Here is an 18,559-nt window from a genome sequence, read left to right as displayed (position 1 = left end):
CTGCGGCAGGGCCTTGCGGTCCAGCTTGCCGTTCGGCGTCACCGGCAGCTTGCCGAGCAGCAGCAGGTGCGCCGGCACCATGTAGTCCGGCAAACCGGCCTTAAGCGCCTCGCGCAGGCTGTCGCGCAATGCGCCTTCGTCTTGCGTGCTGTCGGCGGGCACCACATAGCCCACCAGCTGCTTGCCGCTTGGCCCGTCCTGGGCCAGCACCACGGCTTCCTGCACACTCGGTTGCTCCAGCAAGCGCGCCTCGATCTCGCCCAGTTCGATGCGCAGGCCGCGGATCTTCACCTGGTGGTCGATGCGCCCGGCGTAGTCGATCACCCCATCGGCGCGGTAGCGCGCCAGGTCGCCGGTGCGGTACAGGCGCCCGCCATTGTCGCTGAACGGGTCCGGCACGAAGCGTTCGGCGGTCAGCGCCGGGCGTTGGTGGTAACCACGGGCCAGGCCGACACCGCCGAGGTACAGCTCGCCGGCACTGCCGCGCACCGCCGGTTGCAGGCTGCCTTCGAGGATGTGGGTCTTGAGGTTGTCGATCGGCTGGCCGATCGGCACGCTGATGCTTTCGTCCGGCTGGCAGGTCCAGTGGGTCACGTCGATCGCCGCCTCGGTCGGGCCGTACAGGTTGTACAGGCCCGCCGCCGGCAGGCGTTGCAGGGTTTGGCGGGCCAGTTCGGCCGGCAACGCTTCACCGCTGCACACCACGCGCTTGAGGCTGACGCAGCTTTCGACCGCTTCGTGGGTCATGAACGCCTGCAGCATCGACGGCACGAAGTGCAGCGTGCTGATGCCATGGTGGTTGATGGTTTCGACCAGCAACTGCGGGTCGCGGTGCGCGCCGGGCTGGGCCATGACCAGGCGTGCCCCGGTCATCAGCGGCCAGAAGAACTCCCACACCGACACGTCGAAGCTGAACGGGGTTTTCTGCAGCACGCTGTCGCTGGCGTCCAGCCCGTAGGCCTTCTGCATCCAGCACAGGCGGTTGACCAGCGCCTGATGGCTGTTGCCAGCGCCTTTCGGGCGACCGGTGGAGCCGGAGGTGTAGATCACGTAGGCGAGGTTCAGCGGGGCCACGTCGATGTTCGGGTTGGCATCGCTGTAGCCGTCGAAGTTCTCGATATCCAGGTCCAGGCTGCGCAGGCCGGCCGGGATCGGCAGGGCTTCATGCAGGTGCGACTGGGTCAGCAGCAAGGCGATGCCGCTGTCCTCGAACATGTAGCTCAGGCGATCCTGGGGGTATTCCGGGTCCAGCGGCACATACGCGCCGCCGGCCTTCACGATGCCGAGCAAACCGATGACCATCTCCAGGCTGCGCTCCATGGCGATGCCCACCAGCACGTCCGGGCCCACGCCCTGCTCGCGCAGCTTGTGCGCCAGCTGGTTGCTACGGCGGTTGAGCTCGGCATAGCTCAGGGTCTGCTCGCCAAAGGCCAGCGCCGGGGCGTCCGGGGTGGCGAGGACCTGGGCTTCGATGAGCTGATGGATGCTTTGCCCTGCCGGGTAGTCCGCTTCGGTGGCGTTCCAGCCGCGCATGATGATGTGCCGTTCAGGCTCGTCCAGCAGCGGCAGGTCGGCAACCCGCTGCCCAGGTTCACATACGATCCCCTGCAGCAGGTTCAGCCAATGCCGGGCCATGCCCTCGATCGTCGCGGCGTCGAACAGGTCGGTGGCGTAGGTCAGTGCCGCGCCAATGCCTTGCTCGTGCTCGAAGGTATCCAGGGCCAGGTCGAACTTGGCGGTATGGTTGTCCCAGACCAGCTCTTCCATCTGCAGCCCTTGCAAACCAACACGTTCACCCTTGGCCTGGGTCTGGTGGTTGAACATCACCTGGAACAGCGGGCTGTGGCCCAGGTTACGCTCGACCTGCAAGGCCTCGACCAACTGCTCGAACGGCAGATCCTGATGGGCCTGGGCGCCCAGTGCGCGTTGCTTCACCTGCTGCAGCAGGTCAATGAAGGTCATCTGCAGGTCGAACTCGGCCCGTAGCACCTGGGTGTTGACGAAAAAGCCGATCAGGCGCTCGGTCTCGACCCGGTTGCGGTTGGCAACCGGTACACCGACGCGGATATCTGGCTGGCCGCTGTAGCGGTGCAGCAGCGTCTGGAAGCTGGCCAGCAACAGCATGAACGGCGTCACGCCCTGCTGCTGGGCCAGCTGCTTGAGCGCCCCGGCCAGTTGCTGGTCCAACGCGACCTTTATCCGTGCGCCCTGATGACTGCTCACGGCGGGCCGCGGGCGGTCGGTGGGCAGCGCCAGCACGGGCTGCTCCTCTCCCAGTTGCGCGGTCCAGTAGGCCAGTTGCTTTTCCTGCTCGCCGGCCTCCATCCAGTTGCGCTGCCAGGTGGCGTAATCGGCGTACTGCACCGGCAGTGTCGGCAACTCCACGGGTTGGCCCTGGCTGTAGCCGTGGTAGAGCCGCACCAGCTCGTTGACCATTACCGGCATCGACCAACCGTCGGAGACGATGTGGTGCAGGGTCAGCACCAGCACATGTTCGTCTGCTGCCAGGCGCAACAGGCGCACACGCAACAGCGGGCCCTGCTGCAGGTCGAAAGGCAGGTGGGCTTCGGCCTCGACACGCTGACGCAGGTAGCTGTCATCGGCCTGCACCAGCACTTCAACGGCCAGTTCGAAAGGGACATGTGGGTGGATCACCTGAACCGCCTGTTCCCGTTCCAGGCGGAAGGTGGTACGCAGCGTTTCGTGGCGCTTGATCAGGGCCTCGAAACTGCGCTGCAGGGCTTGGGTATCCAGGTGGCCTTTGAAACGCAAGACGGACGAGAGGTTGTACGCGCTGCCCACCTCGCCCAATTGCGACAGTATCCACAGGCGCTGCTGAGCGTAGGAAAGCAGCACCGGCTCTGCAGGATCCCTCGGGAAGATCGGCGTGACACCGTACAGGTTCACGCCTTGTTTCTTGAGCAAGGCTGCCAACGCCTTACGTTTTTGGGTGGACAACGATACGACCGTATCGAGCAGCTCTTGCACAGGGAATCTCCTAAGAAATCAGCTCATCAATTTCCTCCGTAGTTAGACGGTTGAGTGGTGGCATGGATTTAGATGGAAATTCGGTGGAGGCAGCGCCCGGTGCAGGTACAGCGTGACCCTGAAACCTGCACCGAACCCACTTCCCATGGCACAGCACATAAATAATTGGCAGGGCCCCTGTGGGACCCGGAAACCTGCGCCATACCTGTGGGAGCGGGCGCGCCCGCGAACACCGGCGCAGCCGGTGCCATCCACCGCGTCGCCTGCTTCGCGGGCATGCCCGCTCCCACAGGGACCCCACCAGCTGAAGGAATGCCTCATATCTGTGGGAAAGGGTTTACCCACATGCACGGATCACATCAGGGCCTCAGGAAATCAGCTCATCGAGCTCTTCCATGCTCAGGCTATCGAGCAGCGCCAGGGATCTGGCCAACTGGTCCTGGGTGGAATCGACCATGGGCGCCCTGGTCTCCAGCTGGCGACTGAAGTCAGCCAGCACCGGGAACTCGAAGAGTTCTTTCAATTCGGCCACTACCCCCGCTTGCTCCCGGATGCGCACGATCACCGAGGTGGCCAGCAAGGAGTGCCCGCCAAGCTGGAAGAAGTTGTCACCCAGGCCAACCCTCTCCAGCTGCAGCACATCGGCCCAGATCGCCGCGATCTGCTGCTCCAGATCACTCTGCGGCGCGATGTACTCGCCCTGCAACTGGCTGGCATCCGGCTGCGGCAGGGCCTTGCGGTCCAGCTTGCCGTTCGGCGTCACCGGCAGCTTGCCGAGCAGCAGCAGGTGCGCCGGCACCATGTAATCCGGCAAACCGGCCTTGAGCGCCTCGCGCAGGCTGTCGCGCAATGCGCCTTCGTCTTGCGTGCTGTCGGCGGGCACCACATAGCCCACCAGCTGCTTGCCGCTTGGCCCGTCCTGGGCCAGCACCACGGCTTCCTGCACACTCGGTTGCTCCAGCAAGCGCGCCTCGATCTCGCCCAGTTCGATGCGCAGGCCGCGGATCTTCACCTGGTGGTCGATGCGCCCGGCGTAGTCGATCACCCCATCGGCGCGGTAGCGCGCCAGGTCGCCGGTGCGGTACAGGCGCCCGCCATTGTCGCTGAACGGGTCCGGCACGAAGCGTTCGGCGGTCAGCGCCGGGCGTTGGTGGTAACCACGGGCCAGGCCGACACCGCCGAGGTACAGCTCGCCGGCACTGCCGCGCACCGCCGGTTGCAGGCTGCCTTCGAGGATGTGGGTCTTGAGGTTGTCGATCGGCTGGCCGATCGGCACGCTGATGCTTTCGTCCGGCTGGCAGGTCCAGTGGGTCACGTCGATCGCCGCCTCGGTCGGGCCGTACAGGTTGTACAGGCCCGCCGCCGGCAGGCGTTGCAGGGTTTGGCGGGCCAGTTCGGCCGGCAACGCTTCACCGCTGCACACCACGCGCTTGAGGCTGACGCAGCTTTCGACCGCTTCGTGGGTCATGAACGCCTGCAGCATCGACGGCACGAAGTGCAGCGTGCTGATGCCATGGTGGTTGATGGTTTCGACCAGCAACTGCGGGTCGCGGTGCGCGCCGGGCTGGGCCATGACCAGGCGTGCCCCGGTCATCAGCGGCCAGAAGAACTCCCACACCGACACGTCGAAGCTGAACGGGGTTTTCTGCAGCACGCTGTCGCTGGCGTCCAGCCCGTAGGCCTTCTGCATCCAGCACAGGCGGTTGACCAGCGCCTGATGGCTGTTGCCAGCGCCTTTCGGGCGACCGGTGGAGCCGGAGGTGTAGATCACGTAGGCGAGGTTCAGCGGGGCCACGTCGATGTTCGGGTTGGCATCGCTGTAGCCGTCGAAGTTCTCGATATCCAGGTCCAGGCTGCGCAGGCCGGCCGGGATCGGCAGGGCTTCATGCAGGTGCGACTGGGTCAGCAGCAAGGCGATGCCGCTGTCCTCGAACATGTAGCTCAGGCGATCCTGGGGGTATTCCGGGTCCAGCGGCACATACGCGCCGCCGGCCTTCACGATGCCGAGCAAACCGATGACCATCTCCAGGCTGCGCTCCATGGCGATGCCCACCAGCACATCCGGCCCCACGCCCTGCTCGCGCAACTTGTGCGCCAGCCGGTTGCTACGGCGGTTGAGCTCGGCATAGCTCAGGGTCTGCTCGCCAAAGGCCAGCGCCGGGGCATCCGGGGTGGCGAACACCTGGGCTTCGATCAGCTGGTGAATGCTGCGCTCGTCCGGGTAGGTCGCCTGGGTTTCGTTCCAGCCTTCGACCATCTGTCGCTGTTCTGGCAGGCCCAGCATTGGCAGCTCGCCAACCACCGCGTCAGCATTCTCCACCAGCGCCTGCAGCAGGTTGGCAAAGTAGCCAGCCAGGCGGCCTATGCTCTCGTCGCTCCACAGCGCACGGTCATGGCTGTACTGCATCGACAGCGTGGTGCCCAGTTCCACCACCAGGGTCAGCGGGTAGTTGGTCTGCTCCTGCACGGCCACATCGCCGAAGCGCAGGCCACCGGGCGCACCCTGTTGCAGCGCCTCGGCCACCGGGTAGTTCTCGAACACCAGGATGCTGTCGAACAAGGCGTCACCGCCCTGCCCCGCCCAGCGCTGCACGTCGTACAGCGGGGTGTGCTCGAACTCGCGCACGGCCAGGTTGCCGGCCTGCACCTGGCCGATCCACTCGGCCACGGTCTGCTCGGCACGCGGGGCACCGATCACCGGCAAGGTGTTGATGAACAGGCCGATCTGTTCTTCCACCCCCGGCAGGTCTGCCGGGCGGCCGGCGACAGTGGCGCCGAAGCACACGCTGGCCTGGCCGGTGCAGCGCTGCAACAGCAGCAGCCAGGCCGATTGCACCAGGGTGTTGACCGTGACCCGGTTGGCCCGGGCGAAGGCTTCGATGCGCGCGGTCTGCTCAGGGTCGAAGGCCAGGCGGTGGTCGCCATGACCGCTACCGCTTGTGCCTGCACTGCCGGCGATGGCCTGGGCCAGGCGAGTCGGCTCGTCCAGGGCAGCAAGCTGGGCTTTCCAGAAGGCTTCGGCAACGGCCGCATCCTGGCCCTGCAGCCAGGCGATGTAGTCGCGGTAGTGCGTGGCCTGGGCCTGCGGCGCCAGGCCGGCATAGCGCTGGAGCACTTCGCCCAACAGGCGCGAGGTGCTCCAGCCGTCCATCAGGATGTGGTGGTTGGTGTAGATCAGGTGGTGGCGGGTATCGCCCGTGCGTACCAGTACCAGGCGCAGCAGCGGCGCGGCAGCAAGGTCGAAACCGCGCTGGCGTTCACCCTCGGCCAGGGCCTGCAATGCCTGCTCCAACGCCGGCTGGCCACGCCAGTCATGCTCGCTGCATGGCAGTTCGACGGCCTTGCGAACCACCTGTACGGCTTGCTCCAGTTCGCCTTGCAGGATGAAACCGCTGCGCAGGATGTCGTGGGCATCGAGCGTGGCCTGCCACGCCTGGTTGAAACGCTGCACATCCAGCCCATCCACATCCACGCGCAGCTGGTTGATGTAGTTGCCGGCCTGCTGGTCGTAAAGGGTGTGGAACAACATGCCCTGCTGCATGGGGGACAGCGGGTACACATCGGCGATCTGCCCGGCCTCCAGCGGCAGGCTGTCCAGTTGCGCCTGGGTCAGCGCGGCCAGCGGGAAGTCCGACGGCGTCATGCCCTGGTGCCGCGCATCGCAGCAGTGCTCGACCAGCTCTGCCAAGGCCTGCCCGTAGGCCTGGGCCAGCTTCTCGATGGTGGCCGGGTGATGAACGTCGGCGCTGTAGGTCCACTCCAGGAACAGCTCGCCGCCGTACACCTGGCCGGTGATGCTCAACCAGTTGCCCAGCTGCGCGCCGGCACATTGGGTACGGCCTGCGCTTTCCCCGCTCGGGGTGAACAGGGCGTCGGCCTCGGCATCGAAGCTGGCATCGAACTGGCCCAGGTAGTTGAAGGTGACACGGGCCTGGGCGGCTCGCTCGAGCTGGTCACGCACTTCAGCGTCACCGAAGTAGCGCAGCAAGCCGTAGCCGAGGCCTTTGTCCGGCACGCCGCGCAGTTGCTCCTTGATTGCCTTGATCGACTGGCCAAGCTCCTGGCCGGGTGTGAGGCGCACCGGGAACAGGCTGGTGAACCAGCCCACGGTGCGGCTGAGGTCGAGGTCTTCGAACAGGTCTTCGCGGCCATGGCCCTCCAGCAGTACCTGCACGTTGTCCTGTGCGCTCCACTGGCACAGGGTGCGCGCCAGCGCGGTCAGCAGCAGGTCGTTGATCTGCGTGCGGTAGGCCGCCGGGGCCTGTTTCAGCAGTTTGGCGGTGCGCTCGGCATCCAGCCGTGTGGCGGCGGTACGGGCATGGGTGTTGGCCAGGCTGCCCAGCGGGTTGTCACGCGGCAGTTCGGCGTGGTCGCCGGCCAGCGCCTGCAGCCAGTAGTCGCGCTGTGCTTGCAATGCGGGGCTGCCGGCATGGCTGGCCAGGCGCTCGGCCCAGGTCTTCACCGAGGTGGTCTTGGCGGGCAGGCTCACGGCCTGGCCGTTCAGCAATTGCCGGTAGGCCGCTTGCAGGTCTTCCAGCAACACCCGCCACGATACGCCGTCGACCACCAGGTGATGGACCACCAGCAGCAGGCGCTGCTGCCCATCGGCGAAGTCGAACAGTTCGGCACGCAGCAGTGGCCCGTGCTCCAGGTTCAGGCTGGCCTGCACCTCGTTGCCGGCGGCGTCCAGTTCACTCAGTACTACCAGGATGCGCTGGCGCAGCAGTGGTGCATTGTCCAGCGGCTGGAAGCGCGCCTGCCACTGGCTTTCGCCACGGCTGAAGCGCAGGCGCAGGGCATCATGCTGCTCGACCACGGCGCGCAGGGCTGCCTCCAGGTGTTGCACCTGCACCGGGCTGGCCGGCTTGAGCAGCACCGACTGGTTCCAATGCGCCGGCTGGGCGATCTCCATCTCGAAGAAACGCGCCTGGGCCGGCAGCAATGCCAACTCGCCGCTGGTGGCGGTGTCCATGGCTGCGGCCGCAACCGCTTGCTTGGCCTCGATGCGCTTGGCTACCTGGGCCAGCTGGGCGATGGTCTGTTGTTCGAACAGCTGCTTGGGGGTGATCCGGATGCCCTGGCGTTTGGCCCGGGCGATGATCTGCAGGCTGAGGATCGAGTCGCCGCCCAGTTCGAAGAAGTTGTCGGTGCTGCCGACCTGCTCCAGCTTGAGCACATCGGCCCACACTGCGGCCAGTTTCTCCTCGATATCGCCTTGTGGCGCCACATAGCCACGGCTGACCGCGCCCGGTGCCGGCAAGGCGCGCTTGTCGAGCTTGCCATTGGCGGTCAGTGGCAGGCGCTCCAGCAGCAGTATCTGCGCCGGCACCATGTAGTCCGGCAGGCGTGCCTGCAATTGCGCCTGCAGTTGCTGCACGGTCACGCCTGCGTCGGCCACCCCGTAGGCCACCAGCTGCAAGCGCTCGGCATCGCCCTCCAATGGCAAGGCCAGTACCACGGCCTCGTTGACACCAGGCAGGCCGGCCAGCACCCGGCCGACTTCACCTGGCTCCACGCGATAGCCGCGGATCTTCACCTGGTCGTCGGCACGGCCGATGAACTCGACCAGGCCATCGGCAGTCAGCCGCGCGCGGTCGCCGGTGCGGTACAGGCGGGCACCACCCTCGGTCGGCACGAAGCGTTCGGCGGTCAATGCGGGCTGGCCCAGGTAGCCTTGGGCGACACCCTGCCCGCCTAGGTAAAGCTCACCGGGCACCTGCGCCGCCAACGGGTTGAGGTAGCCATCCAGCACCTGGGCGCAGGCGTTGCCCAGCGGGCGCCCGACCGGCACCGTGCGGCAACCTGGCAGCGGCAGCCCCGGCTCGAAGGTGAGCACGCCGACAGTGGTTTCGGTCGGGCCGTAGTGGTTGATGACCCGGCAGGCCGGGCGCAGTTCGCGGATTTTTTCCAACAGGCCCCAGCTGCATGCCTCACCGCCCAGGATCAATGCCTCGGCGGGCAGCACATCGGCGGCGCGGGCCGCTTGCAGCAAACCTTGCAGGTGGCTCGGCACCAGCTTGAGCACGCCGACCTGGTGCTGCGCCATGTAGCTGGCGAAGCCATCCGGGTCGAACGCCAGTTCCTGTGGCAGCAGGTGCAGCAGGCGGCCCGAGGCCAGGGCACCGAACAGCACGGTGTGGCCCAGGTCGGCCGCGGTGGTGGACACCATCGCCATGCTCGCCGCGGCCGGCAGTTGCAGGCGCTCCAGCACCGCCTGGGTGTAGCTGGCCAGCGCCCCGTGGCTGACCACCACGCCTTTCGGCTGGCCGGTCGAGCCCGAGGTGTAGATCAGATAGGCCGGTTGCTCGGCGGCAATGGCCACCTCGACCGGGCTGTCGCTGCAGGTTGCCCAGGCGGTGTGATCGCAGGCAATCCGCTGCACGCCGTCCAGGCCGGCGAAGCGCTGGTCGGCCGGCTCATGCAGCAGTACGGCGGCGCCACTGTCGGCAATCAGTTGTTGCAGGCGCTCCTGCGGTTGCTGGGTGTCCAGCGGCAGGTAGGCGGCGCCGGTCTTGAGCACCGCGAGCAAGGCGCCGACCCACTCGATGGAGCGCGGCAGGCACAGGGCGACGATGCTGCCAGCACCGACGCCGTGCTGGCGCAGGTAGTCGGCCAGGCGGTTGGACGCCGCCTCCAGCCCGGCCTGGGTCATGAACCGGTCACCGGCACGCACACCGCCGTGGGCCTGGCCTTGCGCCATTGCCTGGCGCCACAAAGCGAGGAAGTCGCCGTGCGGGTAGGCCTGCGTGGCCGCCGGCAGCAGCGTCGCCACTTGCGGGCTGTCGACGATCGCCTGCTGCGGGTCGCGGATCAGCGCATCCAGCACCTGGCGCAGCGAAGCGGCCATGCGTTCGATGGTGGCCTGCTCGAACAGGTCGGTGGCGTAGGTGAAATAGCCTTCGATGCCGTCGGCCTTGTCCGAGAAGTCGAACGCCAGGTCGAAGCGGGCATCGCCGCCGTCACGGGCAAAGCCTTCCACCTCCAGCGCGCCCAGGCGCTTGCGCCCTGCATCGCTGGCGGCCACGTGCTGGTTGATCTTGAACTGGAACAGCGGGTTGTGGGCCAGGTTGCGCTCGGGCAGCAAGGCATCGACCAGGTGCTCGAACGGCAGCTCTTGGTGCGACTGGGCGCCGCCGATCACGTCTTTGACCTGCTCCAGCAGTGCGGCGAAGGTGGCGCGCTCGTCCACCTGCACGCGCAGCACCTGGGTGTTGATGAAGAAGCCGATCAGGCCTTCCAGCTCCTTGCGGTTGCGCCCGGCGTTCGGGGCGCCGATGCGGATGTCGGCCTGGCCGCTGTAGCGCGACAGCACCACCGCCATGGCCGCCAATACCAGCACGAACAACGTGTGGCCACCCTTGCGCGCCTGGCTGCGCAGGGCCTCGGCCTGTTCGGCGCCGATGTCCACACGCACCACCGCGCCACGCTGGCTGGGCGTGGCCGGGCGCTCGAAGTCCAGCGGCAGGCTCAGCACCGGCTGCTCGCCGCCCAACTGGGCCTGCCAGTAGGCCAGTTGGCGCTGCGCTTCACCGGCCTCGAGCCAGGCGCGCTGCCAGATGGCGTAGTCGGCGTACTGGATCGGCAACACCGGCAACTCGGCCTGCCGGCCTTCGGCCAGGGCGCTGTACAGCTGGATGAATTCCTGCACCAGCACATCGCTGGACCAGCCGTCGGAGATGATGTGGTGCATGCTCAGCGCCAGCACGTGGTGATCGGCGGCCACGCGCAGCAGGGTCACCCGCAGCAGCGGGCCGCTCAGCAGGTCGAAGGGCTGCTTGAGGGCGGCGTCCACGGCCACGCTCAGCGCTGTCTCATCGGCGGCACCGTCGAGCATCAGCAATTCCAGCGCCAGCGGGCAGTGCTCGAGGATTTCCTGGTAGAACTCGCCCTCCTCCGAGGCAAAGCGCGTGCGCAGCGATTCGTGGCGTTGCACCAGCGCATCCAGCGCCTGCTGCAGCACTGCCTGGTCCAGCGCGCCCTTCAGGCGTACCGCCATCGGTACGTTGTAGGCCGGGCTGTCAGGCTCCAGTTGCCAGAGAAACAGCAGGCGTTGCTGGGCGTACGACAGCGGAATACGCGCCAGGCCCTGGCGCGCGGGCACGATGGGCAGCAGGCGGAAGCTCTGGCCGGTGGCCTGCATCTTTTCCAGGATCTGCTGGCGTTGCTCCACAGGGAGGCCAACGAAACGTTGGGCGATACGTTGTGCGGCAGTGAGTTCCATGTCAGGCCTCTGTGAATGCATTCATCATGTGTTCGATATCGCTCAGGCCATCGTCGGAGAGCGACAGGCCCTGCTCGTCCAGTGCCTGGGCGAACGCGCGTAGTTCGGGGTGGCTGAAGATCAGCCGCAGGGGTATGTCCAGCCCCAGCTCGACGTTGATCCGCGACACTGCCTGGGCCGCCAGCAAGGAGTGGCCACCCAGTTCGAAGAAGTTGTCGCTCAGGCCGACCCGGGCAACGTTAAGCAACTGCGCCCAGATGTTCGCGAGCTGCTGCTGCCGCTCGGTCTGCGGCGCCTGGTAGTCATGCTGTGGCTGGTTCGGGTCGGGCAGCGGCAGCGCCTTGCGGTCGAGTTTGCCGCTGGGGGTCAGCGGCATGCTCGGCAGGGTCACCAGGTAGGCCGGGATCATGTAGTCCGGCAGGCTGGCCTTCAGGTACTGCTTCAGGGCCTGGCGCAGATCGCCGCGGTAGCCTTCGGCCGGCACCGCATAGGCGCATAGCTGCTTGCCACCGGGCAGGTCGATGGCCAGCACGGTGGCTTCGCGAACGTCCGGGTGCGCCCGCAGGTACTGCTCGATCTCGCCCAGCTCGATACGGAAGCCGCGCACCTTCACCTGGTGGTCGACCCGGCCGCGATAGGCCAGCTGGCCGTTTTCGTCGTAGCAGCCGAGGTCGCCGGTGCGGTACAGGCGGCCACCGCCAACCGGGTCGAACGGGTCGGGGATGAAACGCTCGGCGGTGAGTGACGGCCGCTGGTGATAACCGCGCGCCAGGCACCCTGCCCCGCCGATGAACAGCTCGCCGGGCACGCCCACCGGCGTCGGCGCCAGGCCATCGTCCAGAGCATGCAGGGTACGCCCCGGCAAGGCACGGCCGATCGGTACGCCGCCCAGGCTGATCTGCTCCACGGTCATCTGCGAACAATCGTAGGTGGTGGCGACCACGGTGGCTTCGGTCGGGCCGTAGGTGTTCAGCAGGCGCACTGCTGGCGGGCCATCGGCCAGCCAGGCGCGCAGGGCATCTTCCGGCACCGCTTCTCCCCCCACGTGAATCTGCTTCAGCCGGCCATAGGCCTCGGGGGCGCGGCGCTCCAGCGCCAGCAGGCGCCAGTAGGCCGCCGGCAGGTCGGCCACGGTCACGCCGTGACGGTTGATCTCGTCCAGCAGGGTGGCGGTGTCCCACAGCCGCAGGTCGCGCAGCACCACACAGGCGCCCTGGGCCAGCGGCGGGAAGAACTGCTCGATGAAGCCATCGAAGCTGATGGTGGCGAACTGCAGCACGCGATCGTCCGGGGTGAGGCGCGAATAGTCGCCGGCCACCTGGCAGAACAGCGACAGGGCCTGGTGGTCGATGGCCACGCCCTTGGGCATGCCGGTGGAGCCGGAGGTGTAGATGACGTAGGCGAGGTTGTGCGGTGCCACCAGGTTGGCCAGCGGTTCGGCGGGCCAGGCTTGCAGCCACTCGGTGCCCGGCTCCAGTACCACGCAGGGCAGTTGCTTGCCCAGTTGCAGGCGCTCACGCGAGGGCGCGTCGGCCAGCAGCAGGCCGATATTGCTGTCCTCGACCATGTAGGCCAGGCGTTCTTGCGGGTAGTCCGGGTCCAGCGGCACATAGGCGCCACCCGCCTTGTGAATGGCGATCAGCGCCAGGGCCATGCCCAGGCCGCGCTCGACAGCCACGCCAACCAGGCAGTCCGGCCCCACACCCAGCGCCCGAAGGCGGTGGGCCAGCTGGTTGCTGCTGCGGTCCAGTTCGGCGTAGGTCATCTGCTGGTCGTCGAAGATCAGCGCCAGCGCATCCGGCCGCTCGTGGGCCTGTCGCGCCAGCAGCTGGTGCGCACAAAAGCCGCTGCCAGCCTGGGGCGCCGGGTTCCAGCCGTGGGTCAGCTGCTGGCGTTCGGCACTGCCAAGGAAGTCCAGCTCGGCAATGCAGCGCTGTGGCTCGGCGCAGATGGCTTCCAGCAGTGCTTGCCAATGCCCGGCCATGCGCTCGATACGTGCGGCATCGAACAGGTCGGTGGAATAGTTGAACGAGGCAGTCACGCCGTCGGAGCGCTCCAGGGTATTGAGCGAAATGTCGTACTGCGCGCCCGGCTCCAGCAGGTCCACTTCCTTGACCTGCAGGCCGTGCAGGGCATCGCTGGATACCTGCTGGCCAAGGTCGCGCAGGTGGTTGTACAGCACCTGGAAGAACGGGTTCACACCTTGGCCACGGTCGGGGTACAGCGCCTCGGCTACCTCGAGGAACGGTACGTCCTTGTTGGCCTGGGCCTGCAAGGTGGTTTCCTTGATTGCCGCCAGCAACTGTGCGAAAGGCTGGCTGCCATCGACACTGATACGGGCCACCACCACGTTGATGAAGAAGCCGATCAGCCCTTCCAGCTCCAGGCGGTTGCGGTTGGTGACCGGCACGCCGATGTTGAGCGTGCCCTTGCGGCTGTAGCGCGACAGCACGATGGCATAGGCTGCCAGGAACACATGGAACAGCGTGGCGTTGGATGCCACCGCCAGTGCTCGCAGGCGCTCGGTGAGGGCCTGTGGCAGGCGCACGTCGAAGCGGCTGCCCTGGTAGCTTTTGACCTGCGGGCGAATGCGGTCGGCAGGCAGTTCCAGCACTTCGAAGTCGTCTTCCAGGCGGGCCTTCCAGTAGTCGATCTGCGCCTGCATCTGCCCCTCGGCCAGCCACTTGCGCTGCCAAGCGGCGAAGTCGGCGTACTGCACCGGCAGTGGCTCGATGGTTTGCGCCTGGCCCGTGGCGGCGGCGTTGTATGCAGCGGCGAACTCGCGCACCAGCAGGCTCATCGACCAGCCATCGGAGACGATATGGTGCAAGGTCAATGACAGCAGGTGCTCCTGCGCATGCACCTTGAACAGCCGTGCGCGCAGCAGCGGGCCGTGCTCCAGGTCGAACGGGACGAAGGCTTCGGCTTCCAGCTTGCGCATCTGCGCGGCGTGGTCCTGGCCAGTGAGGTCTTCGAAACCGATCGCTACCGTGGCGGCCGGCAGGATGCGCTGCCAGGGCAGGCCGTCGGCCTCGACGAACACCGTGCGCAACGATTCGTGGCGGGTTACCAAGGCATCCAGCGCAGCCTGCACGGCGCAGTGGTCGAGGTGGCCCTGCATGCGCACGGCCATCGGCGTGTTGTAGGCCAGGCTTTCGGGGTTGAGCTTCCAGAACAGCCACTGGCGGTTTTGCGAGCGGGACACCGGCAGCGGTTGCTGGCGGTCGAGGATCTCGATGTCCAGGCCTGCGCCCTGCTCGCCTTCGGCCACTGCCTGGGCAAAGGCCTGCAGGTCGACGGTGTCGAACAGGCTGCGCAGCGGAATATCCACGCCCAGCTGCTTGCGTATCCGCGATACCGCCTGGGTGGCCAGCAGCGAATGGCCGCCAAGGGCAAAGAAGTTGTCGCCCAGGCCTACCTGCGGTACTTGCAGGACTTGCGCCCAGATCTGTGCCAATTGCGCTTGCAGCGGGGTCTGCGGCGCTTGATAGGCCACTTGGGTGGCGACGGGTTCCGGCAGCGCCTTGACGTCGACCTTGCCGTTGACCGTGACCGGCAGGTGCTCCAGCACTATCAGGTGGGTCGGCACCATGTGCTCGGGCAGCAGGCTCTTGAGGCTGGCGCGGACCGATTCCTGCCAGGCCAGGCTGTCGGCCGGCATCTGGCTGGGCACCAGCCAGGCAGCCAGTTGCAGTTGCGGCGCCTGGCCATGCACGCGCACCAGGGCATTGGCGACACCGCCCAGGGCACGCAGCTGGTTTTCGATTTCGGCCAGTTCCACGCGATAGCCACGGATCTTCACCTGGCCATCCATGCGCCCGGCAAACTGCAGGTCGCTGCCTTGGCGAACCCAGTCACCGCTGCGGTACAGGCGCTGGCCGTGGCTGCCGTCAGGGTCGGGGACGAAGCGCTCGGCGGTGAGTGCCGGGCGGTTCAGGTAGCCACGGGCCAGGCTGGCGCCACCGATGTACAGCTCGCCCTTGGCTTTGGCCGGCAGGGGTTGCAGGCAGCGGTCGAGCACCGCGACGCGGGTATTGGCCAGTGGCTGGCCGAGGCTGGCCTGCTCGTTCAGTTCAGCGACCAGCACACCGACGGTGGTTTCGGTCGGGCCGTAGTGGTTGAACACCTTGAGCGCCGGGGCCAGGTTGCGGATCTTGCCCAGCAGGCTCGGGCTGATGGCCTCGCCGCCGAGCACCAGGCACTGTGCCGGCAGCGCCGAGCGGCCAGCCACCAACATGGCTTCCAGGTGCGACGGTACGATCTTCAGCGCGTCTATCTGGTGCTCGGCCAGGTAGGCGGCGAAGCCTTCGGCATCCAGCACCTGCTCGCGTAGCAGCAAATGCAGGGTGTGGCCGCCGCACAAGGCGCCGAACAGCATGGTGTGGCCAAGGTCGGCTGCCGGGGTCGAGACCTGGGCCATGCTGCGGATACGCTCGACCGGCAGGCGCGCGGCGATGCCTTCGACGTAGTTGGCCAGGGCGCCGTGGCTGATCGCCACGCCCTTGGGCTGGCCGGTGGTGCCGGAGGTATAGATCACGTAGGCCAGGTTGGCCGGCGCCGGGGCGATGCGGGCGGCGCTGCCGTTGCCGGTTTGCGCCCAGTCCAGGCGCTGCACGCCCTCGGGCAGTTCGGCCTGCCAGTTACCGGGCGCCAGTACCAGGCGCGTGCCGCTGTCGGCAAGCATGTAGGCCAAGCGTTCGGCCGGCTGCTCGGGCTCCAGTGGCAGGTAGGCGCCACCGGCCTTGAGCACGCCGAGGATACTGGCGAGCATGCCGACACTGCGGTCGGCCAGCACGCCGACCAGTGTGTCCGGCCCTGCTCCGGCTTCCACCAGCCGGCCTGCAATGGCTTCGGCGCGGGCATCGAGTTCGGCGAAGCTGGCCTGCTCGTCCGCAGCCATCACCGCCGTGCGCTTGGGGTGGCGGCTGGCGGCGGCGGCAAAGCGCTGGTGAACCAGCAGCGTTGCGTCAGCCTGCGCAGGCGCGCCAATGGCAGGGGCCAGGCCTGGCAATGGCAACTCGCCAACTGCGCCACCCGCTTCGTCGGCCAATGCCTGCACCAGGGCTAGCCACTGCTCGCCAAGGGCTTCGACGGTGGCCGTATCGAACACGTCGGTCGCATAGGTGAACGCTGCATGCAGCTGCCCCGCTCGCTCATGGGTATCCAGCGCCAGGTCGAAGCGGGCGCTGTGCTTTGCCAGCACGACTGGCGCCAGGCTCAGGCCGGAGCGGGTCTCGATGGCTTGCACATCCGCCACCTGCGCCTGGTGGTTGAACAGCACACGGAACAGCGGGCTCTCGCTGCTGCGCGGCAGGTCCAGGGCTTCGACCAGTTGCTCGAACGGCAGGTCCTGGTGGCTTTGAGCGCCTAGGGCGGTTTCGCGCACGCGCTGGAGCAGGCCGGTGATGTCCAGCAGTGGGTCGATTTCGGTGTGCAATACCTGGGTATTGATGAAGCAGCCGATCAGCCCTTGGCTTTCGGCGCGGTTGCGGTTGGCGATGGGCACGCCGACACGGATCGCCGACTGGCCGCTGTAGCGCTGCAGTAGCAGCTTGAAGGCGGCCAGCAGGACCATGAACAGGGTGACGTTATGCTTGCGTGCCAGGCCGCGCAGCCGCTCGGCGACATCTGCTGCGATGGGGAACTCGTGACGCGCGCCACGATAGCTGGGGCGGCCCTGGCGGCTGCGGTTTAGTGGCAGCTCCAGCGGCGAATGGTCATCGCCCAGGCGCGCCTGCCAGTAGGCCAGCTGGCGCTCCTGCTCACCGGCCTGGAGCCAGCTGCGCTGCCACAGGGCGTAGTCGCGGTACTGGATCGGCAGCGGTTCCAGGTGGGCTTCGCTGCCGGCCACGGCGGCGTCGTACAGGTGCAGGAATTCGTCGATCAGCACGTTCATCGACCAGCCGTCGGCGACGATGTGGTGCAGGGTGAGCAGCAGGATGTGCTCCTCTGCCGCCAGTTGCAGCAGGCGCACCCGCAGCAGCGGGCCGCTGGCCAGGTCGAAGGGGGCCAGGGCTTCGGCTTCGGCGATGGTTTCGATGGCGGCCTGACGGGCGCCCTCGTCCAGGCCGGCCAAGGCATCCTGGTGCAGCTGCAACGGGGCGGCGCTGGCCTCGACCTGCTGGCGCACGTCATCGCCGTCGGCGACGAAGCGGGTGCGCAGGGTTTCGTGGCGGGCCACCAGGGCATCGAAGGCGTGCTGCAGGGCGGCCAGGTTCAGCGCGCCATTCAGGCGCACGGCCATGGGCAGGTTGTACGCCGCGCCTTGCGGGTCGAGCTGCCAGAGGAACCACATGCGCCGCTGGGCGTACGACAGCTGGTCACGCTCGGCCACCTGAACCCCGGGCGCAATCGGCAGCACGGAAAAATCCATGCCCTCGCCCTGCAGCGCCTTGAGGAACAGGCGGCGCTTGTCGGGGCTGAGTTCGATGAAGCGGCGGGCGAGCTTGAGCGTTTGGTCGGCATTCATGTCGAGCGGTGTCCTGGCAGTCGAGCGGTAACTGTCAGACGAAGGTGTGGGGGGTTGATTTAGTGGCGCCAACCTTAGGCCCAGCACCATCCCTGTGGGAGCGGGCGTGCCCGCGAATCAGGCGACGCGGTGTATGGCACCGGCTGCGCCGGTGATCGCCGGCAAGCCAGCTCCCACACCGACCGCGCAGGGAGATTGCCCAGCTCTTCGGGTTGCGCAGTCACATAGGGAACAAGGTTCGAGAGGGTGTCACATTCCCGGTGGGAGCGGGCATGCCCGCGAAACAGGCGACGCGGTGGCTGGCACCGGCTCCGCCGGTGTTCGCGGGCACGCCCGCTCCCACAGGAGTTGTGCATACCCTGCGGCATTCTGCTTAACCTGAGGCATGCACAATCCCTGTAGGAGCGGCTTTAGCCGCGAAAGGGCCAGCCCAGCCAATACAAGGATCAGCGCAGCAAACCCAACTCGGCATCATCCAGCAGCGCCTTGGCCATGGCTGCAAAGTAATGCGAAGCCCAGAGCATCTGCTGATCGCCGTCCATCAAACCGGTCAGTGACAAGTCGCGTGCATAGCCCATCAACTCCGAGGCTTGCTCCCGGGCGCTGCGGCAGGGGATGCCCTCAGCGATACGGAACAGCGGATGGGTTTGGCCTTCGCCTTGGTAGAAGTAGGTGACACCGGGGGTGGTTTGGGTTTCGTCGGTCATTGTTTTTCCTGAATGCTCGGTGACCGCCTCTTCCGTTTCCACAGGAAGGGTGGCGGCTGTACACGGGGTGGAAACCCGAGTGCATTCAAGGAAAACTCGGTAGGCACGAGGCCTCCCGGGTACAGCCGCCATGAACGACATAACCTGAAATGCTTGCTGCAGGTTTCCACACCC

3 protein-coding genes and 1 pseudogene are annotated in these 18,559 nt (G+C 66.9%); all 4 read right to left on the bottom strand.

The features are described from left to right. A pseudogene (locus ACLCGK_RS30330) lies at positions 1-2,988 on the bottom strand (amino acid adenylation domain-containing protein); the annotation flags it as partial. 367 nt (positions 2,989-3,355) lie between these two features. Further along, positions 3,356-11,209 carry an amino acid adenylation domain-containing protein gene (locus ACLCGK_RS30325; protein WP_410953513.1) on the bottom strand — a complete coding sequence of 2,618 codons (7,854 nt, stop codon included), beginning with the start codon at positions 11,207-11,209 and terminating at the stop codon, positions 3,356-3,358. A gap of 1 nt (position 11,210) precedes the next feature. After that, positions 11,211-17,678, bottom strand: coding sequence for an amino acid adenylation domain-containing protein (locus ACLCGK_RS30320; RefSeq protein ID WP_410953512.1), 6,468 nt, complete (start codon positions 17,676-17,678; stop codon positions 11,211-11,213). A gap of 446 nt (positions 17,679-18,124) precedes the next feature. After that, positions 18,125-18,385, bottom strand: a complete 261-nt coding sequence (locus ACLCGK_RS30315) for a DUF3077 domain-containing protein (protein WP_410953511.1) — start codon at positions 18,383-18,385, stop codon at positions 18,125-18,127. Between the last annotated feature and the right edge of the window lie 174 nt (positions 18,386-18,559).

Source organism: Pseudomonas sp. S1(2024) (assembly GCF_046557535.1).
This window is presented reverse-complemented; position numbering and strand designations above follow the sequence as displayed.

Coding starts and splice junctions, on each gene's coding strand:
- ACLCGK_RS30325 (WP_410953513.1), bottom strand. CDS start 11,209: ATGGAACTCACTGCCGCACAACGTATCGCCCAACGTTTCGTTGGCCTC.
- ACLCGK_RS30315 (WP_410953511.1), bottom strand. CDS start 18,385: ATGACCGACGAAACCCAAACCACCCCCGGTGTCACCTACTTCTACCAA.
- ACLCGK_RS30320 (WP_410953512.1), bottom strand. CDS start 17,678: ATGAATGCCGACCAAACGCTCAAGCTCGCCCGCCGCTTCATCGAACTC.